This is a genomic window from Kineosporia sp. R_H_3, from assembly GCF_002198675.1.
GTDB lineage: Bacteria > Actinomycetota > Actinomycetes > Actinomycetales > Kineosporiaceae > R-H-3.
Window position 1 is genome coordinate 1 of the sequence record NZ_MWLL01000165.1, and the last position, 21,409, is coordinate 21,409.

At 75.4% G+C, this 21,409-nt stretch carries 21 protein-coding genes; 6 read left to right on the forward strand and 15 right to left on the reverse strand.

The window, feature by feature from the left end:
* On the forward strand, positions 1 to 639 hold a 639-nt coding region (locus ECOMGDLI_RS17800), incomplete at its 5' end, for a methylated-DNA--[protein]-cysteine S-methyltransferase (RefSeq protein WP_233153510.1).
* Between the two features lie 34 nt (positions 640 to 673).
* Complete coding sequence (locus ECOMGDLI_RS17805; protein ID WP_088318194.1) at positions 674 to 2,209, forward strand: MFS transporter; 1,536 nt, start codon at positions 674 to 676, stop codon at positions 2,207 to 2,209.
* Positions 2,210 to 2,314: 105 nt separating this feature from the next.
* Here the strand turns inward: ECOMGDLI_RS17805 and ECOMGDLI_RS17810 are convergent, their stop codons facing one another.
* Positions 2,315 to 2,863: a YceI family protein gene (locus ECOMGDLI_RS17810; protein WP_088318195.1), complete on the reverse strand. Its 549-nt coding sequence runs from the start codon at positions 2,861 to 2,863 to the stop codon at positions 2,315 to 2,317.
* 295 nt (positions 2,864 to 3,158) lie between these two features.
* On the opposite strand from ECOMGDLI_RS17810, the gene ECOMGDLI_RS17815 reads away from it, so the two are divergent.
* Complete coding sequence (locus tag ECOMGDLI_RS17815; protein WP_198954960.1) at positions 3,159 to 3,920, forward strand: class I SAM-dependent methyltransferase; 762 nt, start codon at positions 3,159 to 3,161, stop codon at positions 3,918 to 3,920.
* Between the two features lie 6 nt (positions 3,921 to 3,926).
* Here the strand turns inward: ECOMGDLI_RS17815 and ECOMGDLI_RS17820 are convergent, their stop codons facing one another.
* From ECOMGDLI_RS17820 to ECOMGDLI_RS17835, 4 genes are all read right to left on the reverse strand, one after another.
* Positions 3,927 to 4,262 (reverse strand): TfoX/Sxy family protein, encoded by a 336-nt coding sequence (locus tag ECOMGDLI_RS17820; protein ID WP_088318196.1) that lies wholly within the window; start codon positions 4,260 to 4,262, stop codon positions 3,927 to 3,929.
* 64 nt (positions 4,263 to 4,326) lie between these two features.
* Entirely contained in the window at positions 4,327 to 4,896 is a 570-nt protein-coding gene (locus ECOMGDLI_RS17825) for a Uma2 family endonuclease (protein ID WP_158221050.1), read from the reverse strand.
* A gap of 177 nt (positions 4,897 to 5,073) precedes the next feature.
* Positions 5,074 to 5,316, reverse strand: a complete 243-nt coding sequence (locus ECOMGDLI_RS17830; protein WP_088318198.1) for a hypothetical protein — start codon at positions 5,314 to 5,316, stop codon at positions 5,074 to 5,076.
* The gene (locus ECOMGDLI_RS17835) at positions 5,313 to 6,557 is read right to left on the reverse strand and encodes an ATP-binding protein (RefSeq protein ID WP_088318199.1); all 1,245 of its coding nucleotides are present in this window, start codon (positions 6,555 to 6,557) and stop codon (positions 5,313 to 5,315) included. Before ECOMGDLI_RS17835 ends, ECOMGDLI_RS17830 begins: the two co-directional genes overlap by 4 nt.
* Before the next feature lie 166 nt (positions 6,558 to 6,723).
* Here ECOMGDLI_RS17835 and ECOMGDLI_RS17840 point away from each other — a divergent pair, with 166 nt between their 5' ends.
* On the forward strand, positions 6,724 to 7,155 hold the full coding sequence (locus ECOMGDLI_RS17840) for a hypothetical protein (protein ID WP_088318200.1): 432 nt from the start codon (positions 6,724 to 6,726) through the stop codon (positions 7,153 to 7,155).
* Here ECOMGDLI_RS17840 and ECOMGDLI_RS17845 read toward each other — a convergent pair.
* The 4 genes from ECOMGDLI_RS17845 to ECOMGDLI_RS17860 all read right to left on the reverse strand — a co-directional run bounded on the left by ECOMGDLI_RS17845 (position 7,103) and on the right by ECOMGDLI_RS17860 (position 10,340).
* Entirely contained in the window at positions 7,103 to 7,786 is a 684-nt protein-coding gene (locus tag ECOMGDLI_RS17845) for a hypothetical protein (protein ID WP_088318201.1), read from the reverse strand. The two genes, ECOMGDLI_RS17840 and ECOMGDLI_RS17845, sit on opposite strands and share 53 nt — an antisense overlap.
* A gap of 66 nt (positions 7,787 to 7,852) precedes the next feature.
* A complete protein-coding gene (locus ECOMGDLI_RS17850; RefSeq protein WP_088318202.1) occupies positions 7,853 to 8,554 on the reverse strand; it encodes an MBL fold metallo-hydrolase in 702 nt (233 codons plus the stop codon).
* A 101-nt stretch (positions 8,555 to 8,655) separates the two neighbouring features.
* Entirely contained in the window at positions 8,656 to 9,723 is a 1,068-nt protein-coding gene (locus tag ECOMGDLI_RS17855; RefSeq protein WP_088318203.1) for a hypothetical protein, read from the reverse strand.
* Positions 9,720 to 10,340 carry a SigE family RNA polymerase sigma factor gene (locus ECOMGDLI_RS17860; protein WP_158221051.1) on the reverse strand — a complete coding sequence of 207 codons (621 nt, stop codon included), beginning with the start codon at positions 10,338 to 10,340 and terminating at the stop codon, positions 9,720 to 9,722. The genes ECOMGDLI_RS17855 and ECOMGDLI_RS17860 overlap by 4 nt, the downstream gene beginning before the upstream one ends.
* 393 nt (positions 10,341 to 10,733) lie before the next feature.
* On the opposite strand from ECOMGDLI_RS17860, the gene tdh reads away from it, so the two are divergent.
* Together tdh and ECOMGDLI_RS17870 are read left to right on the forward strand one after the other, a co-directional pair.
* Positions 10,734 to 11,780 (forward strand): L-threonine 3-dehydrogenase, encoded by a 1,047-nt coding sequence (tdh, locus tag ECOMGDLI_RS17865; protein ID WP_088318205.1) that lies wholly within the window; start codon positions 10,734 to 10,736, stop codon positions 11,778 to 11,780.
* 20 nt (positions 11,781 to 11,800) lie between these two features.
* Positions 11,801 to 13,015, forward strand: a complete 1,215-nt coding sequence (locus ECOMGDLI_RS17870; protein ID WP_088318206.1) for a glycine C-acetyltransferase — start codon at positions 11,801 to 11,803, stop codon at positions 13,013 to 13,015.
* A gap of 43 nt (positions 13,016 to 13,058) precedes the next feature.
* Here ECOMGDLI_RS17870 and ECOMGDLI_RS17875 read toward each other — a convergent pair whose 3' ends face one another.
* From ECOMGDLI_RS17875 to ECOMGDLI_RS17900, 6 genes are all read right to left on the reverse strand, one after another.
* Entirely contained in the window at positions 13,059 to 14,768 is a 1,710-nt protein-coding gene (locus ECOMGDLI_RS17875) for an MFS transporter (protein ID WP_088318207.1), read from the reverse strand.
* A gap of 4 nt (positions 14,769 to 14,772) precedes the next feature.
* Complete coding sequence (locus ECOMGDLI_RS17880; RefSeq protein WP_088318208.1) at positions 14,773 to 15,522, reverse strand: LppX_LprAFG lipoprotein; 750 nt, start codon at positions 15,520 to 15,522, stop codon at positions 14,773 to 14,775.
* A gap of 188 nt (positions 15,523 to 15,710) precedes the next feature.
* The gene (locus tag ECOMGDLI_RS17885; RefSeq protein ID WP_158221052.1) at positions 15,711 to 16,916 is read right to left on the reverse strand and encodes an MFS transporter; all 1,206 of its coding nucleotides are present in this window, start codon (positions 16,914 to 16,916) and stop codon (positions 15,711 to 15,713) included.
* A 125-nt stretch (positions 16,917 to 17,041) separates the two neighbouring features.
* Positions 17,042 to 17,434, reverse strand: coding sequence for a VOC family protein (locus tag ECOMGDLI_RS17890; RefSeq protein WP_088318210.1), 393 nt, complete (start codon positions 17,432 to 17,434; stop codon positions 17,042 to 17,044).
* Between the two features lie 152 nt (positions 17,435 to 17,586).
* Positions 17,587 to 18,981, reverse strand: coding sequence for a pyridoxal-dependent decarboxylase (locus ECOMGDLI_RS17895; RefSeq protein WP_088318211.1), 1,395 nt, complete (start codon positions 18,979 to 18,981; stop codon positions 17,587 to 17,589).
* 52 nt (positions 18,982 to 19,033) lie between these two features.
* A complete protein-coding gene (locus tag ECOMGDLI_RS17900; RefSeq protein WP_088318212.1) occupies positions 19,034 to 21,370 on the reverse strand; it encodes a thiamine pyrophosphate-dependent enzyme in 2,337 nt (778 codons plus the stop codon).
* Positions 21,371 to 21,409: the final 39 nt, after the last annotated feature.

The window sequence follows — 21,409 nt, forward strand, 5'->3', positions numbered from 1 at the left end:
GCCCGCCCCGCCCGTGCCGCGCGCCCGTCCGACCGGGACGGCGACCGGATGACCGATCCGCTCGAGCTCGCACTGCGCGGCTACGAGCCGACCGTCCGCCGCCCGACGCTCACCGGCGGGGACGTCGCGTACGTCGTCGACGACACCCCGCTCGGCCGGATGCTCTTCGCCGCGCACCACGACGGCACGCTCCTCGCGACGACCTACGCCCCGGACGACGCGGCGGCCGACGCCGTCCTCGCCCGGCTCGCCGCCCGGGTCTCGCCGCGGGTGCTGCGCGGCGGCCGGGCCCTGGACGCCGTCCGGCGCGAGCTCGACGACTACCTCGGCGGCCGCCGGCGGGAGTTCGACCTGCCCGTCGACCCGGTGCTCGCGACCCCGTTCCAGCGCACGGTGCTCGAGGCGCTCACCGCCGTGCGGTACGGGGCGACCGCCTCCTACGGGGCGCTCGCGACCACCCTGGGCCGGCCCACGGCGTCCCGGGCCGTCGGGGCCGCGCTCGGCGCGAACCCGCTGTGCGTCGTCCTGCCGTGCCATCGGGTCGTCGCGGCGTCCGGGGCGCTCACCGGGTACGCCGGCGGGCTCGACGCCAAGCGGCTGCTGCTCGAGCTCGAGGCCCGCACGGTCGCGGCCGGTTGACCTGCAGCGCACGTGAGGTCCTAGCGTCCTCGACGTGTCCTCCGACCCGCTGACCGAACCCGTGCCGACCGTGCCCACGTCGACCGAACGCGTGCCGACCGAGCCCGCGCCGTCCGAGCACTCGCTGTCGCCGGCCGAGAACCGGCGGGTCCGGCTGCTCACCGTCGGCGCCGTGGCCCTCGTGTCGCTCATCGCCTTCGAGTCGCTCGCGGTGAGCACGGTCATGCCGGCGGTCGCCGCCGCCCTCGACGGGCTGCCGCTCTACGCGCTCGGGTTCGGCGCGACGGTCGCGACGTCGGTCGTCGGGATGGCGGTCTGCGGCGCCTGGGCCGACGCCCGCGGCCCGCGGCGGCCGATCCTCGCGGCGGTCGCGCTCTTCACCGCCGGGCTCCTCCTCGCGGGGCTGGCGCCGACGATGACGGTCTTCGTCGCGGCCCGCGCGCTGCAGGGGCTGGGCGGCGGCATGCTCATCGTCGCGCTCTACGCGATGCTCGGCACGAGCGTCCCCGAGCCGGTCCGGCCGCGGGTGCTCGCCGCGTTCTCGGCCGCCTGGGTCGTGCCGGGGCTCGTCGGCCCGTCGCTCGCCGGGCTCATGCTGCACCTGTGGGGCTGGCGCTCCGTGTTCCTGCTCGTGCCGGCGGTCGCCGTCCCGGGCGCCGTGCTCACGCTCGTCGCCGTGCGGGACCGGGCGCCGGACGACGGGGCGGCCGGCAGGACGGACGGCAGGACGGACGGCAGGACGGACGGCGACCCGGACGACGGCCCGGACGGCGCGCCGCGACGGTCCGCGGGGGTCGGACGCCGGATCGCCCTCGCGACGGTCGCCGGGGCCGGTGCCACCGTGCTCCAGCTCGCGGGCAGCCGGGACTCCGCCCCGTGGCGGGCGGGCGCCGTCGTCGCGCTCGTCGTCGTGCTCGCGGCCGCCGTCCGGATGCTGCCGGCCGGCACGTTCCGGCTCGTGCGGGGCGTCCCGTCGGTCGTCGCGCTGCGCGGGCTCATCGCCGCCGGGTTCGCCGCGGGCGAGACGTTCGTGCCGCTCGTGCTCGTCCGCGAGCACGGCTGGTCGCCGACCCGGGCCGGGCTCGCGCTCACCGTGGGCGCGGTGACGTGGGCGGCGTTCTCGTTCCGGCAGGGGCGCGTGCCCGAGGTCGACCGGCGCTACGGCTTCGCCCGGACCGGGTCGGTCAGCGTGGCCGTCGGCCTCGTCGTCGCGCTGACCTGCGCCCTGCCCGGCGCTCCGGGCTGGCTCGCCGTCCTCGCGTGGGCGTTCGCGGGCGCCGGCATGGGCCTGGCCTACGCCTCGACGTCCCTGCTCACGCTGCACCTCGCCGCCCCCGAACGCCGCGGCGAGGCGAGTGCCGACCTCACGACGAGCGAGGCGCTGACGACGGCCGTCGCGCTCGCGGCCGCCGGCACGGTCTTCGCCGCGCTGCTCCCGCGCGGCCTCGGCCCGGACGACCCGGCCGGCCCCGCCCCGTACCTCGCGGCGTTCGGCGTCGCGGTGGTCGTCGGCCTCGGCTCGGTCGTCGCCGCGCGCCGGCTGCGGACGCCGTCCGCACCTGTGAGGTAGTCCGGCGGCGATCGGCGCGGTGGTCTGCCTCGCAGGCAGAGCGGCACCCGGAACGCGACGACGCCCCCGCCGCGGGTGCGGCAGGGGCGTCGTCGGACGGGTGCGTCAGGCCTGCTTGCCGGCCTCGATCTCGAGGACGAGCTTGACCTTGTCGGAGATGAGGAAGCCGCCGGTCTCGAGCGCGGCGTTCCAGGTGATGCCCCAGTCGGAGCGGTTGATCGTCGCGGTGCCCTCGAAGCCCGCCTTCACGTTGCCCCACGGGTCCTTCGCGACGCCGCCGAACTCCCACGTGATGTCGACCGGGTTCGTCTTGCCGCCGATCGTCAGGTCGCCCGTCGTGACGACCTCGTCGCCGACGACCTTGACCGACGTGCTCTTGAACGTGATCTTCGGGTTCTCCTCGGCGTTCCAGAAGTCCGGGCTCTTCAGGTGGCCGTCACGCTGCTCGTTGCCCGTGTCGACCGACGCGGCGTCGATCTCGACCCAGACGGACGAGGACTCGGGGCTCGCGGCGTCGATCGTCGCGCCACCGGAGTAGGACGTGAACTTGCCGCGGGTCGTCGCGACGACCGCGTGCTTGACGGCGAAGCCGACGGTGCTGTGGCCCTCGTCGATGGTCCACGTGCCGGTGAGGTCGGCGGGGAACGCGCTCATGATCTGTCTCCTGGGTCGGTGTGCTCGGCGGGTGCTCGATGTGCTGCTGTGCGAGAGGCTGTCGGTGGTCCGCCTGGTTCTTGCGAACTCAACGATTGAACCGTAAACCATTTCTGTTGAGAGTTCAACCTCAGGCCCCACCCTCCTCTGCGCCCGATCGTCGATCAAGGGTCGACACGGACATTTCGCAGTCCGTTCACGGTCCGGCGACACCCGGACGGCGCAGCGCGGCCCGGTGGCGTCCCGCGTCGAAAAGCCGTGGACCGGACGGCGCCCGGCCGACAGCATCGGCGGGATGCTGCCGCAGGACATCCGCCGCGAGGACCTCTGGGACGCCGAGACGGCCCGCCGCTACGACACCCCGGGGACGGGCATGTTCGCGCCGGAGGTGGTCGACCCGGCCGTCGACCGGCTGGTCGCGCTTGCCGGGGGCGGGGCGGCGCTCGAGCTGGCGATCGGGACCGGGCGCATCGCCGTCCCGCTCGCGGGTCGCGGCGTGCCCGTGACGGGCATCGAGCTGTCGGAACCGATGGTCGAGGTGCTCCGGACGAAGGTCGACGAGCGCACCGTCCCCGTCGTCCTCGGTGACATGGCGACCACCCGCGCCCCGGGCCGGTTCGCGCTCGTCTACCTCGTCTTCAACACGATCTCGAACCTGCTCACCCAGGACGAGCAGGTCGAGTGCTTCCGCAACGCGGCCCGGCACCTGCTGCCGGGCGGTCGGTTCGTCGTCGAGCTGTGGGTGCCCGAGCTGCGCTCGCTGCCGCCGGGGAAGGAGGCGACCGTCGGCATCGTCGAACCCGGCTACGTCCTCTTCGACACGTACGACGTGCTCCACCAGCACGTCGTCTCGCACCACGTGACGTTCGGCGCCGGCCGCGAGGCCCGCCTCGACCGCAGCCCGCACCGGTACGTCTGGCCCGCCGAGCTCGACCTCATGGGCCGGCTCGCCGGGTTCGCCCTGGAGTCCCGGCACGCCGACTGGTCCGGCACGCCCTTCACCGCCGGATCGCCGTCGCACGTGTCGGTGTACCGGCTGCCCGGCGAAGGCTCCTAGCCGTCGTCAGCGCTTGCGCGGCAACGAGCCTGCGTACGCGACCCCGTGCGACACCCAGTGGTCGAGGTCCTCGTCGGTCGTCACGCCGTCCGGGTCGACGCGGAGCCAGCCGTCCATCGCGCGGCCGCGCATGACGAAGCGCTCGGCGTGCGGGTCCTCGACGAGCGAGGGGGTCAGGGCCGGGTCGACGCGCAGGAGCAGGCCACCCGTCGAGCTCGCCGCGACGGCCATGTTGCCGTGCACGAGGAACGCGAGGCCGCCGAACATCCGCTGCTCGCTCAGCCCGTCGACGTCCTGCAGCCGCTCCCGCAGCCGGTCGGCGAGCTCCTCGTCGTACGCCATCGCGCGCGCTCCGTCCGTCGGGTCGGTCGGGTCGTCACCCCTGCCCCTGGTGAGAGATGCGGGACTACAGGCCGGTCAGTGTCCGGACGTCAAGGCTCAGGGCCAGCGGGGTGAGGACGTCGAGCTGGCCGTCGGTGTCCGCGGTCACCTCGTACTCACCGTCCACCAGGACGTGGGCGGTGACAGTCATCGGCGGGTCGAGGTCGACGAGCCAGTAGCCGGGGATCCCTGCATCGGCGTACTCGAACATCTTCGTGACCTTGTCCGTCACGACGGTCCCTGGCGAGTGGATCTCCACGGCGAGCCGGACCTCACCGGCGTCGACCCGCGCGACCCCCGCCAGGACACGCTCCGTCGGGAGGACGACGATGTCGGGTGCACGGACGGTCGCCCGTTCCCGCGGCCCCCGGTCGGGACGGACCACGACCTCGAAGTCGACCACTGCGCGCAGCTCACGAGGGAGCTGCCGGTTGATGAGCACGCACAGCTCCGGCACGACCAGCTGATGCAGTGCGGTGGGGCGAGGAACCACGAGGAGCACCCCTTCGACGAGCTCCAGGCGGTGGCTCGTGTCCTGAGGAAGCTCGCTCCATTCCGCGAGGCTCAGAAGGTGGTCCGGCCACGTGTGGCTCACAGCGTCCCTTTCCACGATCACTACCGCTGACTGATGCCCTCACCACGAGCCATCGTAGAGCGCGACACCGACACGGTCATCGGACGCGGACGGCGGTGCTCGTGCCGTCCGCGAACTCGGTCTGCACGAAGCGGAAATGCTCCGGCGGCCCGGACCAGAGGCGCTCCCCCAGGTCGATCAGCGGGTGCAGGAACGGCGAGACTCCTCCGCGGTCGAGCAGGTGCGGGTCGGCCAGCGGACCTCCTCCACGCCCTCGTCACCCGGTACCGGTGACCGCGCGCCGCCGACAGGCGCGGCGTCGAAGAACGTTGTGAGCCAACGGCTCCGGCGCTCGGCCCACTCGTGGACGAGCGTCCCGAGCAGCCCGCGGACGACGGCGAAGGCGACGACCCGCGTCGTCCAGCGTGCCCCGCCCGTCACTCCGCGCCGTGCCGGCGCAGGTAGCGGCCGAAGTGCGGCACCGTGAAGGCGATCCGGCCGCGCTCGCCGCTGTAGACCAACCCCTTCTTGATGAGGGCGTCCCGCGCCGGGGAGAGCGACTGCGCCTTGCGGCCGAGGTGCTCGGCGATCGCGGACGTCGGCACGCCGGCGTGCGGGTCGGCCTCGCCGTCCTCGACGGACGCCGCGAGGTCGGCCATGGCGCGCAGGTACTCCCGCTCGGCCGGCGTGGCCCGCTCGTAGCGGGAGCCGAAGAAGCCCACGGCGAGCTCGGCCTCGGCCTCGGGCGCGGCGACCCGGACGTCGTCCGCCGTGATCGGGCTGCGCGGTGCGACGTCCCAGGCGACCTTGCCGTACGCCTGCACGAAGTACGGGTAGCCCGCGGTCGCGGCGTAGAGGGCGTCGAGGGCGTCGGTGGTGAACTCGGCGTCCTCGTCCTTCGCGGGCGCCTCGAGCGCACGGTCGGCGGCGGACCGGTCGAGCCGGTCGATCCGCTGGTACCGGAACAGCCTCTCGGAGTAGGACTTGCTCGCCGAGAGCACCGCCGGCAGGTGCGGCAGCCCGGCGCCGACGACGACGAGCGGCAGCCCGGTCTGGCTCAGCTCGTGGCACGCCGCGCAGAGCGCCGAGACGTCGTCCGGGCCGAGGTCCTGCATCTCGTCGACGAACACCGCGATGCCGCGGCCGGCGTCGGCGGCGAGCCCGCCGACGTCCGTGAGGAGCTCGACGAGGTCGATCTCGATGTCGCCGGAGTCGGCCCGGCCCGGGACGGCCGCGACGTCGATGCCCGGCTGCCAGCGGTCCCGCAGCCGCCCAGACGCCGCCTTCCCGCGCACCGCGGCCGACGCGCGGACGCCGTCCTCGCGCTGCGCGAAGGACTTGAGCACCCCGAGGACGTACTCGCTCTCGCCCGCGTGCGCCGTCCCGAGCTCGCGGACGGCGAGGTGCAGGGCGGCGGCGAGCGGGCGCCGCAGCGGCTGGTCGGGGCGCGCCTCGAGCTTGCCGGTGCCCCACCCGCGCCGGACGGCGGCCGACCGCAGCGCGTTGAGGAGCACGGTCTTGCCGACCCCGCGCAGGCCGGTGAGGACGATGCTGCGCTCGGGGCGGCCGCGCGCGATCCGCTCGAGGACGACGTCGAAGGCCTCGAGCTCGACGTCCCGCCCGGCGAGCTCCGGCGGGCGCTGGCCGGCGCCGGGCGCGTACGGGTTGCGGACCGGGTCCATGGCTTCGACGGTATCCGGCTGTATTGGGCGGACCGCAGATTGACGAAGAGTCGCTTATGTCGTGTCGCGTACCGAACGTTCCCCGGATCGGGGAGTCTGCGACTTTCTAGTGTTCATGGCAGATAGCTCGATACGAGGCGATCGAGGCGGTGGGTAGTCTCGCCGCATGACGTCGGTCGTGCTCGTCGTGGACGTCGCCAACGTCATGGGCTCGCGGCCCGACGGCTGGTGGAAGGACCGGGCCGGGGCCGCCGCGCGGCTCGTGTCGTCGCTCGTCCCCCTTGCGGGACAACGGGTCCCGCTCGGGCCGGACGGCGCACCCGTGCACGTCGTGCGGGTCGTCGCCGTCGTCGAGGGGCAGGCCCGGGCGATGACCGTGCCGGACGACGTCCGGGCGGCGGTCGAGGTCGTCCTCGCCGCACGCGACGGCGACAGCGCCGTCGTCGAGGTCGCCGCCGCTGTGCTCGCCCCGCCCACCGGTGCCGCGCCGCTCGTCGTCACCGCCGACCGCGGCCTGCGCGAGCGGCTCCCCGCGGGCAGCCTCGTCACCGGGCCGCGGGCGCTCCTGGACCTGCTGCGAGGCCCGGACCCGCACTGAGCTCCAGAACGAGCGCACCGCCGTCAGGGCGGAAGCCGACGTCCCGCAGGTAGCGCTCGGCGCCGAGCATCCGCGGCGGTGCGAGCACCCGGTGGACGCCGCTGCGGCTGAACGGCCCGCCGGCCCGGTAGACGAACTCGCCGGGCGTGAAGTCGCGGAACCGCGGCAGCACGTAGTCGAGGTCGACCTGCGCCTCCCCCGGCGTGCCCGTGGGGTGCGCGAGGACCACGCCGACCGTCTCGCCGTCCGCCAGCACGAGGAAGGCCAGGGCCCCGGCCCCCGGGGCGGCCAGGTGCCCGGCGAGGTCGAGGTCGGGGTTGAACCGCTCGATGTCGGCACGGTGCCGGTCGACGACGTGCCGCAGGTACGGCTCGTCGGCGGTGATCGGCACGACCTCGTAGTGCAGGTCGTCGTGCCGGGTCCGCAGGAGCCGCGCCGTGTGCCAGACGTTGATCACCGCGATGACGACGTTCATCGCGACCATCGGCCACACGGCGATGACCGCGTTGAAGACGACGAGCACGAGGGACGCCGCGAGGTTGAGCAGCCGGAAGCGCAGCACCCGGGCCTGGAGCAGCGAGTAGACGAGCAGGGCGGAGCCGGCCCAGCCGAGCAGATCGGTCACGGTCACGCGGCGATCGTGCCAGGGGCCCGGGCCGTCGCAGGGCGACGCGCGGCGGGCTCCGCCCGGCGACGGCTAGCGGGGCACCCAGACCGCCTCGTCGTGGGCGAACCGGACGACCCGCGGGTCGAGCGCGAGCAGCCGCGCCACCCAGGCCGGGGGCACCGGCAGCGGGCCGCCGTCCCGGCCGGGGTCCCCGGCGGCGGCGAGCGCGAGCGCGTCGGCCGCGAAGTCGGACGCCGTCTCGTGGCTCTGGCCGGCGAGCACGGTCACCGTGCCGTCGCCGTCCCGGACGACGACCGACTGGTGCCCGGCGGTGTGCCCGGGGGTCGGGACGACGGTCACGCCGGGCCAGATCTCGGCGTCGCCCTCGACGACGTCGTACCGGACGCCCGGCGCGTCGACGAGCCCCGGCAGCGTGTAGTCGACCTCGCGGGCGGCCTCGAGCTCGACGGCCTGGACGACGACCGGTGCGGCCGCGAACGCCGGGTTGCCGCCGCAGTGGTCGAAGTGGAGGTGGCAGTTGACGACGACGTCGACGTCCTCGACGCGCAGCCCGGCGCCGGCGAGCGCCGCGGCGATCCCGTGCTTGCGCGGGCGGTAGTGGGCGTCGGTCTCGGGGTGGGTGCCGATGCCGGTGTCGAGCAGGAGCACCCCGCGCGGGTGCCGGACGACGTAGCCGACGAGCGGGACGACGCGGGGGCTGCCGTCCGCGGTCTCCTCGGCGGGGCGCACGAACCAGCCGTGGTCCACGGGCGTGATCTCGACGTCTGCCATCCGCAGAGCCTGTCACGTCGGGCTGTCGTGAGAGGCGCCGGTGCCCGGCGGGGGTGGCGGCCCCCGTCGGGCACCGGCAGCGTGGTGGCCGGACCCTGGCGCTAGATGCGCTGGAGGGTCACGGCGGAGACGGCGAGGCCGTCCTGGTCGGCCGGGGTCAGGGTCACCGTGACCGGCCCGGCCCCGCCCGGCACCTCGAGGGCGACCGTGAAGGGCCCGGGTCCGGCCGGGTTGTCGCCGAGCACCCAGCGCCCGGGCTGCCGACCCGGTGCCGTGACGTCGACGCGCACGCCGGCCGGTGCCCCGCCGGCCCGGACGACGAGCCGGCGCGGCACGTCGACCCGGTCGATCGTGATCGTCCAACGACCGCCCCGCGGGCCCTGCAGCCAGGTCGTGGCCCCGGTGCGGGACTGCTCGGGGAACCCGTCGGACCACGACACGAGCAACGGGGACGGCGTGACGATGGCGCCGGCCGGTGCCACGACGTCGAACACGCCGCCGCTCGCGGGGCGCTTCGCCCGCACCTGCCGGCCGTCGCCGCGGGCCCCGACCGCGACCCAGTCCGCGAGGACGTCGGTGCTGAGCAGGACCGCCCGCTCCCCGGAGCCGACCGGTGCCAGCGAGGGGGCCGGGAAGCCCGGCCGTGCGGGGCCGCCGCCCGGCCGGGAGGGGGTGCCGGTGCCGTCGGGCCGGGACGTGGTCGGACCGGCACCGCCGCGGGTCGGCGACCTGTCGGCCGACGACGACCCGGACGACGCCTGCGGGCTCGTCGCGGCGGCCGAGCCCAGCGCGGTCGGGGGGGCGCCGTCCGACCCCGTCGTCGCGGACGTCGGACCGTCGCTCGGGGTCCGCGACGTCACGGTCGCGGGGGTGGCGCCGTCCTGCGGGCGCGTGACGACCTGGCTCACGACGAGGACGCCGAGGACCGAGGCCGCGGCCAGCGCAGCGGCGAACGTGCCGGTGAGCCGCGGACGGCGCGGGCCGCCGGGGACCGGGCGGGTCCGGACGGCGCGGTCCCGGCGCCCGTCGAGCGCGACCGGCGTCTCGGCACCCGCCCGCGCCGGGTCGACCCGGGCCCAGATCGCGTCGCTGTCCGGCTCGTGCTCGTCGCCGAGACGCCGCAGCGCCGCGACGACGAGCGGGTCGGGGGGCTGGTGGTCGTCCTTCATGTCGACCTCCTTCCTTCCGGTTCGGCGGACCAGGGGCCCGCCGCTCCGGAATGGGCTTCCCCGAGCGTGTCCCGCAGCTGAGCCAGCGCCTTCCACGTCTGGCTCTTCACCGCACCCTCGCTGATGCCGAGGGTCTCGGCGACCTCCGTCGTGCTCAGCCCCGCGACGTGCCGCAGGACGACGCAGGCCCTCCGCCGCGGCGGCAGGGCGACGATCGCCGCCTGCAGGTCGACCCGCGACACGACGTCCGGGCCGGTGTGCAGCCAGGCGGTGAGGGGGCCGAGCAGCGCCGACCCGCGCCGCTCGTGGACCTTGCGGCGCACCCTGGTCGCCGCGAGGTTGACCACGCTGCGGCGGACGTATGCCAGCGTGTGCTCGGCCGCCCGCACCCGGTCCCAGTGCCGCCAGGCCGAGGTCAGCGCGTCGGCGACGACGTCGTCGGCCTCCGCGTGGCTGCCCGTCAGGGCGTACGCCACCCGGGACAGGTCCCGGTGGTAGGTCCGGAAGAAGTACTCGAACTCCGCTGCGGCGTCGACGCCCGTCGCCTCGCTCACAGCGGCGCCACGACCCGGGGGCGACTGGCCGGTGGCCGCCGTCCCCGCGTCGTCGTGTGCCACGACATGTCCTCCCCAACCGCCATCGGGGTTACGTACGCCTGCCGGGGCGAGGTCGGCGGGACGCCGGCCTCCCGGCTGTCGATCCCGGGACACTACCCCGCCGGGGCGGGCCGGACCGACCGTGCGACCGCCCGTGAGGGTGGCCGCCGGCAGCGCCGGCAACCCCTGCGCGATCATGCCCAGGTCCTCCCCCACTCGCTCCGCGCGGACCTCGCGGGCCGCTCCACGTCCGTGTCCGTCACGGGGTCCTGTCGCGCGAGCGGGCCCGTTGGTTTCCCGGGTCCGCCGAGATTTCCGCGCCGCCCGGCGGGGGGCCTGGCGGCCTCGGTGGACCGCGGCTCCCCGGGTCGCGAGACTGGGCGCCCGAGCGGGTGGCGCGACGAGGAGGCAGCGGTGCGAGCGCTGGTCAAGGAGCAGGCAGGGCCCGGTCTGGCGCTCGTCGAGGTGCCCGACCCGGTGCCCGGGCCCAACGACGTTCTCGTCCGGGTGCTGCGGACGGGGATCTGCGGCACGGACCTGCACATCCAGGCCTGGGACGACTGGGCGGCCCGGACGGTCACGGCCCCGCTCGTCGTCGGCCACGAGTTCGTCGGCGAGGTCGCCGCGGTCGGCAGCGCCGTCGGCGTGGACGGCGGCGGTCCGGCCGTCGGGGACCTCGTCGGGGGCGAGGGGCACATCGTCTGCGGCACGTGCCGCAACTGCATGGCGGGCCGCCGGCACCTGTGCGACCGGAGCAAGGGGATCGGCGTCCACCGCGACGGCGCGTTCGCCGAGTACCTCGTGCTGCCCGCCTCGAACGTCTGGGTGCACCGGATCACCGGCCTCGACCTCGACGTCGCCGCGATCTTCGACCCGTTCGGCAACGCGGTGCACACGGCGCTGAAGTTCCCGGTGCTCGGCGAGGACGTCCTCGTCGCGGGCGCCGGGCCGATCGGGCTCATGGCGGCCGCGGTCGTCGCCCACGCCGGGGCGCGCAACGTCGTCGTCACCGACGTCTCCCCGCAACGTCTCGACCTCGCGCGCAAGGTCGGGGCGACGCTCGCGGTGGACGTCCGGACGACGTCGCTGGCCGACGTCCAGCGCACGATCGGGCTCAAGGAGGGCTTCGACGTCGGCCTCGAGATGTCCGGGCAGCCGGCCGCGCTCCAGGACATGATCGCGAACATGGTCGCGGGCGGCCGGATCGCGATGCTCGGCCTGCCGGCGGCCCCGTTCGCCGTCGACTTCGGCCGTGTCGTCACCCGGATGATCACGCTGCAGGGCATCTACGGCCGGGAGATGTTCGAGACCTGGTACGAGATGACGGTGCTCCTCGAGCGCGGGCTCGACATCTCGCCGGTCATCACCGACCGGTTCTCCGCCGCCGACTTCGAGCGGGCCTTCGACACCGCGCGCGGCGGCGGAAGCGGCAAGGTCATCCTCGACTGGACCAGGCTGTGAGCGCGCAGGAGGCTGCCGGTATGACCACCGGGAGCAGCACCGAGATAGCGCCCACCCAGCACCTGCGCGAGGACCTCGCCCGCACCCTCGACGAGATCCGCGACGCCGGGCTGTGGAAGCCCGAACGGGTGCTCGGCAGCCCGCAGAACGCGACCGTCCGGCTCAGCGACGGCCGCGAGGTGCTGAACTTCTGCGCGAACAACTACCTCGGGCTCGCCGACCACCCGGACGTCGTCGCCGCGGCGCACGCCGCGCTCGACCGCTGGGGCTTCGGGATGGCGTCCGTGCGGTTCATCTGCGGCACCCAGGACGTCCACAAGGAGCTCGAGGCGCGGCTGTCGGCGTTCCTCGGGACGGACGACACGATCCTCTACAGCTCCTGCTTCGACGCCAACGGCGGGCTCTTCGAGACCATGCTCGGCGAGGGCGACGCGGTGATCTCCGACGAGCTCAACCACGCGAGCATCATCGACGGGATCCGGCTGTCCAAGGCCCGCCGGTTCCGGTACCGCAACCGCGACATGGCCGACCTCGAGCGCTGCCTGGCCGAGTCCCAGGACGCCGGCCGCCGGCTCGTCGCGACCGACGGGGTGTTCTCGATGGACGGCTACCTCGCCCCGCTCGACGAGATCTGCGCCCTCGCCGACCGGTACGACGCGCTCGTCATGGTCGACGACTCGCACGCCGTCGGCTTCGTCGGCGCGCACGGCGGCGGCACCCCGGAGCTGTTCGGCGTCCGGGACCGGGTCGACGTCGTCACGGGCACCCTCGGCAAGGCGCTCGGCGGCGCGAGCGGCGGCTACGTCTCGGGCCGCGCCGAGCTCGTCGCCCTGCTGCGGCAGCGGTCCCGGCCGTACCTGTTCTCCAACGCGGTCGCCCCCGTCGTCGCGGCGGCGTCCTTGACGGCCATCGACCTCGCCGAGAACAGCGACGCGCTGCGCGCGCAGCTGCAGGCCAACACGCGCCGGTTCCGGGAGCGGATGACCGCCGAGGGCTTCGACATCGCCCCCGGCGAGCACCCGATCTCGCCGGTCATGATCGGCGACGCCGCCCGCGCCGGCCGGATGGCCGACCTGCTCCTCGACCACGGCGTCTACGCGATCGGGTTCTCCTACCCCGTCGTGCCGCAGGGGAAGGCCCGGATCAGGGTGCAGCTCTCGGCCGCGCACACCGCGGACGACGTGGACCGCTGCGTCGCCGCGTTCGTCGCGGCGCGGGCGACGCTCGACGGCTGAACCACGGCCGTCAGACGACCGCCGGACCCTCGCGCGGTGCGGGTCAGACCACCCGGACGAGCTCGCCCGGGGCGGCCCGGCCCGGCCCGTCCACCCGCAGCAGGACGGCGCACAGCACCGCCGCGACGAGCGCGCAGCCGGCGGCCCCGCCGAAGACCGCGTGCAGCTCGGCGAGCGCGGCCGCCTGGGTCGCCGACTCGAACTGCGGGCAGTCGGTCGGGGTCTGCGGGCAGAGCGTGAGCGGGGAGCCGATCTCGGCCTGCCGCAGGTAGAAGACCCGCAGGCCGACGGCCGTGAGCGCACAGATCCCGACGAGCATGCCGATCATCCGGGCGACGACGACGAGCGCGGTCGCGAGGCCGTGCGCGTCGTCCGGGACGACCGCGAGCAGCGCGGCGTTCACGGGGGCGATGACGAGGCCGAAGCCGAAGCCGGCGAGCACGAGCACGGCGGCGCTGCCGATGCCGTCGAGCGCGGTGGCGTCCCACCGGGTCATCGCCGCGAGCGCGACCGCGGCGAGGAGCATGCCGGTGGCCGCGATCCACCGCGGGGCGGTCCGGCGGCAGAGCCAGCCGCCGAGGAGCGCACCGACGGGGACCGCCGCGAGCAGCTGGACGAGCTCGAGGGCGGCCGCGACCTGGTCCTGCGAGGCCGTCGTGAGCCGGGCGAAGATCGGGACGTCGACGAGGGCGGCGACGAGGGCCGTGCCGACGAGCACGTTGACGACGAGCGCCCCCCACGCGGCCCGCGGCGCGAGCAGGCCGGGTGCGACGAGCGGCCGGTCCGTGCGGCGGTTGCGCCACCAGAAGCCGGCCGCCGCGGCCGCGCAGCCCGCGAGCAGCAGCGGGGCGTCGTCCGCGACGACCTGGACCTGCGGGTCGGACGTCGCGAAGGCCAGGACGAGGCACGACAGCGCCACGGTGAGCAGCGCCGCGGACGGCAGGTCGACCGCCGCGGTGACCGCCGCCCCGCCGTGCCGTACCCACCAGACGGCGGCCAGGGCCAGCCAGCCGCCGAGGGCCGCGAGGGCGACGGGCGCCGTCCAGGCCCGTTCCGCGGCGAGCGGGGCGAACGCGAGCCCGGTCCGCACCCCCGAGGTGAGCCGCTCCGGGGCGAGGACGGCGAGCGCCGTGAGCCCGGTCGAGACGGCCGCGAGGGCGACGAGCCGCGGGTCGCTGCGCCGTGGGGCCCAGAGCAGCGCACCGAGCACGGCGGCCGCGACGAGGTTCGCCCAGAACACCGCGCGCCACCCGGACGCCGCGAGGATCAGCGCGCCGACGAGCGGGCCGAGCACGCTGCCGAGCTCCTGGACGGCGCCGACGGCTCCGAGCGGGACGCCGCGGCGCTCGACGGGCCAGCGGTCGGCGACGAGGGCCAGCGTCGCCGGGACGAGCCCGCCGCCGCCGAGGCCCTGCAGGCCGCGGCCGAGGACGGCCGTCGTCAGGGTGTCCGCGCCGGCCGTGAGCAGGGAGCCGACGGCGAAGGCGAGCAGGCAGGCGACGAGCACGGGCACCCGGCCGCGCAGGTCCGCGAGCCGCCCGACGAGCGGCAGGACCGCGACGTAGCCGAGGAGGAACGCGCTGATGAGCGGTGCGCCGCGCTGGAGCTGGTCGATGCCGAGCCCGACGCCGCCCATCATCTCCGGCAGCACGAGGACGACGACGTAGGTGTCCGCCGCGGCGAGCAGCACCGCGACCGAGGCGACGAGGAGCGCACGCAGCGGCGGGGCGTCCTCGGCGACGGGCGCCGCCACCGGCTCAGGCAGGCGCGGTGATCTGGACACTCTTGCCGTAGTCGCGCAGGAGGATCGTGAACGTGCTGTCGACGCCCTTGGCGTAGAACGGGCCGACGAGCTCGGCCTGCCGGAGCTCGCCCGCCGCGGTGACCCCGAAGGTCGCGGCGACGTCCTGCGCCGGGTCCGCGCTCGTGAGCAGGTCGTCGACGAGGGCGCCGGGCAGCGTCGCCGTGACCTGCCGGACGACCTCGCTGACGACGCGGCTCTCGCCGCCCAGCTTCGGGTCCTTCGCCTGCGAGAGCAGCTGCGAGATCCCCGTCTCCGGGTTCATGAAGCCGCCCGGGTCGGTGAAGCCCAGCGTCTTCGGGTCGACCTTCGAGAACGTCGTCGTCAGCGGGAGCTTGGCGTAGAACGTGCCCCCGGTGGAGACCACCTCGACCTTGGCGAGGACGCCCGCGAACCGCACGTCGAGGGTCCCTGCGAAGCCGTCGGGACGCTCGAGGTCACCCGTCCCGCCGAGCAGCACGTTGCCGTCCTCCGGGAGGTCGGCGCCCTGCAGGGTGAACGCGAGGGACGGTGCGGCGTCGAGGGTCGCGCGCGCCTTCGCGAGGAGCGCCGCCGGGTCCTGCGCCGCGGACGTCGTACCCCCGGCGGCGGCCGACCCGCCGTCCGAGGAGCACCCGGCGAGCGGGACGAGGAGGCCGGCGGAACCGAGCGCGAAGGCGGCGCGGAGCACCGTGCGACGGGCCGGGGCCGAGGGGGTGCGGGCCATGGCGCCAATGTCTCACGGAACCGTCGCCGGGCAGGGCGCGGCCGCCGGATCGCCCGCGGCGCCGCCGTCCGGCCCCTGGGACGGCCGTACCGCAGAACGCACCAAGGGGCCGCGAACCCGGCGTGTCGCGCGTTGGAGCGCTCTTGGTGACGTCGGGCGGTACGGGCGTCCCGACCCGTGGACGGCGGTCAGACGGTGACCGGTGCCGGCCGGCGCGCGGCGACGACCCGCAGGGCGAGCGCGACCGCGGCGAGCGCCGAGAGCACCGCGGCGTAGCCGACGGCCGTCGGCTGCAGCCCGACCCGGGTCGCGACGAGGCCGCCGACGATCGCGGGCAGCGAGAACGACAGGTACGCCGCGGTGAACACCGCTGCGAGCAGCTCGCCGCGGCGGGCCGGGTCGGCCCGGACGACGAGCGAGCGGAAAGCGCCGAGGAACGCCGAGCCGAAGCCCGCCCCGGAGACGAACGTGCTCGCGAGCAGCCCGGCCGCCGTCCCGCCGGCGATCGAGGCGACGCTGAGCAGCAGACCGGTCAGCAGCATCACCGTGCCGGCCTGCATCATCCGCTCCGGCGTCCGGGTGTTGAGCACGAGGCAGGCCGCGGCCCCGGACACGCAGAGCACGGCCGGCAGCGCACCGCCGAGCAGCCGGTCGCTGCTCCCGGCCAGGTTCAGCACGAGCGAGGGGCCGAGCGAGAGGTAGAAGCCGCCGAGCCCCCACGTCGAGACGAGCACCGGCAGCGCGGCCCAGAACGCGGGCCGCACCGCACGCGGCACGCTGACCCGCGGCCGCAGGCTCACCGGCCGTCGCGTGGTGGCGCCCGGCACGAGCAGGGCGGTCGCGACGGCGCTGCCGAGGAGCAGCACGACGAGGACGGCGTACGTGAGGTGCAGCGGCGCCGGTGCGTACTGGACGAGCGCCCCGGCACCGACCGCGCCGAGCGCGAGCCCGACGGACGGCGCGAGCGCGTTGACGAGCGGGCCGACCGTCGACAGCCGGGGCTGGAGGTCGAGCAGCGCCGCCGCCGCGGCGGCCGTGACGAGGCCGGTCGCCACCCCCTGCACGACCCGGGCGGCGAAGAGCCAGCCGACGCCGTCCGCCGCGAAGAAGATCCCCATGGCGAGGGTCTGGACGGCGATCCCGGCGAGCAGCACGGGCCGGCGACCCACGGCGTCCGACAGCCCGCCGCACGTGAGCAGGACGGCGAGCAGCGCGATCGCGTAGACCGCGAACACGGCGGTGAGCGTCGTCGGGGAGAAGTCCCAGCGGCTCGCGTAGAGCGCGTACATCGGGCTCGGCGCGCTGGCCCCGGTGAGGAACAGGGTGAGGACGACGGCGACCGTCCAGAACGGCACCGCCGAGCGCGGCTGGTGCGCGTGGTCGGCCTCGCTCATCGGCATCCCTCCGTCGGGGCCGCACGACGCCGGCCGAACGACGACAACCGCGCCCCGGCCCGTTCTCTTCCGGGCGGGGCGCGGTCGTCGCGGCCTGGCGGCCGGCGACGGTCGAGCCGGGCGGCTCAGCCGGCGGACATCGGCAGGAAGAACTCCAGCGGGATGCCGTCCGGGTCACGGAAGTTCAGGTGCCAGCCGAACGGCGAGGCCTCCACGCCGGAGGTCTCGACCCCGAGCGTCGTGAGCCGCTCGCGCCAGGCGTCCAGCTCGGCCCGGTCGGCGCAGACGAACGCGACGTGGTCGAGCCCGACGTGCTTCTCGCTGAACCGCTCCCGGTCGACGTCCGGGTCCTGGCGCAGGTCGATGGCCTGCCCGTCGGGGGACATGTAGACCTGCATCGGCGCCGGCTCGGTGAACTCCGCGACCTTCGCGAGCCCGAAGAGCTCCTCGTACCAGGGCCCGCTGCGGGTGATGTCGGTGACGCTCAGCGCGACGTGCTGGAGATGCATCTGCGGCATGGCGGCCGCCTCCTCGCCGAGCCCGTGGCGGCGCCGGGACGGGTGCCCCGGGACCGGCCGCCGCGGACCCTTCCGGCGTACACCCGCGCCCGCCGGGGCGACCCGGGCCCTCCGGCCCGATGATCATCCGGCCGCCCGGGGGCTCGGTTCGGTCACTCGGTGCGGTCGAGGATCTCCCGGACGAGGTCCATGTCGGTGTGCGGGTGGAGGAACGCGAACCGGCCGACGACCTCGCCCTCCCAGGCCGACGGCGGGATGAACGCGATCTCGGCGTCGTGCAGGTCCTGGGCCCACTTCGTGTACTGGTCCGGGCCCCAGCCAAGGCGACGGAAGAGGACGACGGACAGGTCCGGCTCGCGGATCAGCTCGAGGTGCGGCCGGATCCGGATCTCCTCGGCGGTCTGCCGCGCGAGGGTGAGGGCCGCCTCGATCGCCGTCCCGTAGGCGTCGGTGCCGTGCACGGCGAGCGAGAACCACAGCGGCAGGCCGCGGGCCCGGCGGGTCAGGTGGTACGCGTAGTCGGTGGGGTTCCACTCGGCCGGGATGCCGCCGTCGATCGCACCGGAGTGGATGACGTCGAGGTACGAGGCGTCCTGGGTGTGCACGGTGCGGGCCAGCGCCGGGTCCCGGTAGACGAGCGCGCAGCAGTCGAACGGCGTGAAGAGCCACTTGTGCGGGTCGACGATGAACGAGTCGGCGTTCTCGATGCCCGCGTACTTCTCCCGGACCGTCGGCGCGAAGAGCCCGGCCGCGCCGTACGCGCCGTCCACGTGGAACCACCAGCCGTGCTCGCGGGCGACCGCCGAGACCCCGGCGAGGTCGTCGATGATGCCCGCGTTCGTCGTCCCCGAGGTCGCGACCACGGCCGCCACCGACGCCGGGTCGCCGTCCGCCGCGAGCGCCGCGCGCAGCGCCTCGCCGGTGAGCCGGTGGTCGGGGGTCTCGACGACGAAGGCGTCCATGTCGAGGAGCATGAGCGTGTTCGTGATCGAGGAGTGCGCGTCGGTGCCGACGGCGACCCGCCAGCGCCGGCCCCGGACGGCGTCCGCCCCCTCGCGCTCCGCGGCGCGCCGCTTCGCCGTCTCGCGGGCCACGGCGAGCGCCGACAGGTTGCCCGCCGACCCGCCGCTGACGAAGACGCCGCCCGCGGCCGCCGGCAGCCCGGCCGCGTCGGCGAGCAGCCGGAGCACCTGGTTCTCCGCGTGCACCGCACCGGCCGCCTCGAGCCACGAGATGCCCTGGATCGACGCGCAGGACACGAGCATGTCGAACAGCAACGACGCCTTCGTCGGCGCCGACGGGATGAACCCGAGGAAGCGCGGGCTGTCGGCGCTGATCACCGCCGGCGCGATCGTCGAGGTGTAGATGCCGAGCACCTGGTCGGGGTCGGTGCCCTTCTGCCCGAGGAGCCCGCCGAAGACGGCCTCGAGGTCCTCGACGCGGCGCGACCCGCGGTCCAGCGGGACGGGGTCGAGGCGGAGCCGGTTCTCGGCGTACGCGAGAACGGAACGGATCATCTGCTCGGTCTGGCGGTCGACGCTGTGCATGGCTGGACGCTATCGGGCCGGGTCGACGGGGCGGCCCCGACGGGCGCGGCGCTCAGGCGAGGAGCAGCCGGACGGCGGACTCGACGTCCTCCTGCTGGACGAGCACGAGGTTGGCGGCGTCCCCGAGCGGCACGTAGGAGTCCTCGGCGCAGACCCGGGCGACCCGGCCCTGGAAGCCGGCCTCGAGCACCCCGGTGAGCAGGCCCTCGGAGATGCCGCCGGTGCGGCGGGTCTCGTCGACGACGAGCAGGCGGCCGGTCGCCCGCGCCTCGCGGACGACGTCGTCGACCGGCAGCGGCCGCAGCCAGCGCAGGTCGACGACGCGGACGCCGATCCCCTCGCGCTCGAGGACGGCGGCCGCGCGCAGCGACATCCGCAGGCCGTTGCCGAAGGTCGCGATCGTCAGGTCGGTGCCGGTGCCCCACGTCGCGGCGCGGCCGATGGGGACGTGCCCCATGCCCCACGTCGACGGCGGTGCGTACGAGGCGAGCCAGGCGGCGTCGCCCTCGGCGAACATGTCGCGCTCGTGGTAGAGCGCGATCGGCTCGACGACGACGCTCACGGTGCCGTCGACCTCGGCCGCGGACAGGCACGTGCGCAGGATCGCCGGGGCGTCGGAGGGGTGCGCCGGGCAGGCGACGACGAGGCCGGGGACGTCCCCGAGGACGCCGAGCCCGTTGTCGTTGTGGAAGTGGCCGCCGAAGCCCTTCTGGTAGGCGAGCCCCTGCACCCGGACGACCATCGGGTTGCGGTAGGCGCCCTGGCTGAAGAACTGCATCGTCGCGGCCTCGCCGCGGAGCTGGTCCTCGGCGTTGTGCAGGTAGGCGAGGTACTGGATCTCGGGCACGGGCAGCAGGCCGGACAGGCCCGCGCCGAGCGACATCCCGAGGATCGTCTGCTCGTCGAGCACGGTGTCGACGACCCGGGACGCGCCGAGCCGGCGCTGCAGCCCGCGGGTCACGCCGTAGACGCCGCCCTTGCGGGCGACGTCCTCGCCGAGCACGACGAGGTGCTTGTGCAGGGCGCCGGCGTCGAGCAGGGTCCGGTTGATCGCCTGCGCGAGGGTCAGCCCGCCCTCGTCCTCGGGGAGCCGCTCGCCGAAGGCCGCCTTGCGCTCGACGTCGTCCGCGCTGCTCCCGGCGAGGGCGGCGACCCGGTCCGGGTTCCGCGGCGAGATCGGCGCCATGACCTCCTCGTAGCCGGAGAGCCGGCCCTGCGGCGCGCGGGCCGTCCCGAGGGCGCGGTCGACGTCCTCGGCCACCCGGTCCCGGACGGCGTGCCAGCGGGCGTGCAGCTCCCACGCCGACAGCACCCCGCTCTCGACGACGGCGCGGAACGACACCGCGAGCGGGTCGCGCGCGAGGTCGTCGGCGATCTCGCGCGGCGCGCGGTAGGACGCCTCGACGTCGGAGCCTGCGTGACCGCCGATCCGGACCGTGCTCAGGTGCAGGAGCACCGGGCGGCGCTCCTCCCGGGCGACGCGGACGGCGGTGCGGGCCGCGGCGAGCGTCGCGAGCGGGTCGGTGCCGTCGTCCGCGACGTACTCCAGGCCGGGCCGGGAGCCGAACATCGCCTCGACCCAGCCGGTCGGCGTCCGGGTCGAGATGCCGAGGCCGTTGTCCTCGCAGACGAGCAGGAGCGGCAGCCGGGCGCCCTGGTGCGCCGCCCAGCAGGCGGCGTTGATCGCGCCGGTCGCGGTCGAGTGGTTCGCCGACGCGTCGCCGAAGGTCGCGACGGAGACGGCGTCCTCGGGCCACGCGAGCGGCGTCCGCAGCCGCTGTGGCAGACCGGACGCCCGGCCGAGCGCCCAGGCGACGCCGAGCGCGCGCGGCAGGTGGCTGGCGATCGTCGAGGTCATCGGGACGACGGCGAGGTCCGGGTGGCCGAAGACCTTGTGCCGCCCGCCCGCGATCGGCTCGTCGACCGCCGCCGTGAGGCCGAGGGCGATGTCGCTCACGCCGTCCGTGCGGCCGGCCTGCGCCGAGCGGGCGAGGTAGAAGGCGCCGGAGCGGTAGTGCAGCAGCGCGGGGTCCGTCGGCCGCAGCGCGAGCGCGACGGCGGCGTTCGCCTCGTGCCCCGCGGAGCCGATCGTGTAGAAGCCCTCGCCGAGCGCGCGCAGCCGGCGGGCCGCGACGTCGAGCCAGCGGCTGGCCATCTGGGCGTCGAGCAGCGCGAGCAGCGCGGCGGCGTCCTCGGGGTGGGCCTCGTGGAGCAGGCAGGCCGGGGACGACGGCTCAGCGGCTACGAGCACGGGCACGACGCCGGCAGGACCGGCCGGCGCACCGGGCGGGCGCGGCGACCCGAGCGCCTCGAGCACCGGCGTGAGGTGCGCGACGAGCTCGGAGCCCGCGCCGGGGCCGGCGAGCGTCACGGCGGCAGGGGGGCTCATGCGTGGCTGCGGGAACGGGGCGGGGCCGGCGTCCGGATC

What these genes read in the sequence shown, in the direction of transcription:
- ECOMGDLI_RS17810 (WP_088318195.1), bottom strand. Translation starts at nt 2,863, where the DNA reads ATGAGCGCGTTCCCCGCCGACCTCACCGGCACGTGGACCATCGACGAG.
- ECOMGDLI_RS17815 (WP_198954960.1), top strand. Translation starts at nt 3,159, where the DNA reads ATGCTGCCGCAGGACATCCGCCGCGAGGACCTCTGGGACGCCGAGACG.
- ECOMGDLI_RS17820 (WP_088318196.1), bottom strand. Translation starts at nt 4,262, where the DNA reads ATGGCGTACGACGAGGAGCTCGCCGACCGGCTGCGGGAGCGGCTGCAG.
- ECOMGDLI_RS17835 (WP_088318199.1), bottom strand. Translation starts at nt 6,557, where the DNA reads ATGGACCCGGTCCGCAACCCGTACGCGCCCGGCGCCGGCCAGCGCCCG.
- ECOMGDLI_RS17840 (WP_088318200.1), top strand. Translation starts at nt 6,724, where the DNA reads ATGACGTCGGTCGTGCTCGTCGTGGACGTCGCCAACGTCATGGGCTCG.
- ECOMGDLI_RS17850 (WP_088318202.1), bottom strand. Translation starts at nt 8,554, where the DNA reads ATGGCAGACGTCGAGATCACGCCCGTGGACCACGGCTGGTTCGTGCGC.
- ECOMGDLI_RS17855 (WP_088318203.1), bottom strand. Translation starts at nt 9,723, where the DNA reads ATGAAGGACGACCACCAGCCCCCCGACCCGCTCGTCGTCGCGGCGCTG.
- ECOMGDLI_RS17870 (WP_088318206.1), top strand. Translation starts at nt 11,801, where the DNA reads ATGACCACCGGGAGCAGCACCGAGATAGCGCCCACCCAGCACCTGCGC.
- ECOMGDLI_RS17880 (WP_088318208.1), bottom strand. Translation starts at nt 15,522, where the DNA reads ATGGCCCGCACCCCCTCGGCCCCGGCCCGTCGCACGGTGCTCCGCGCC.
- ECOMGDLI_RS17885 (WP_158221052.1), bottom strand. Translation starts at nt 16,916, where the DNA reads ATGAGCGAGGCCGACCACGCGCACCAGCCGCGCTCGGCGGTGCCGTTC.
- ECOMGDLI_RS17890 (WP_088318210.1), bottom strand. Translation starts at nt 17,434, where the DNA reads ATGCCGCAGATGCATCTCCAGCACGTCGCGCTGAGCGTCACCGACATC.
- ECOMGDLI_RS17895 (WP_088318211.1), bottom strand. Translation starts at nt 18,981, where the DNA reads ATGCACAGCGTCGACCGCCAGACCGAGCAGATGATCCGTTCCGTTCTC.
- ECOMGDLI_RS17900 (WP_088318212.1), bottom strand. Translation starts at nt 21,370, where the DNA reads ATGAGCCCCCCTGCCGCCGTGACGCTCGCCGGCCCCGGCGCGGGCTCC.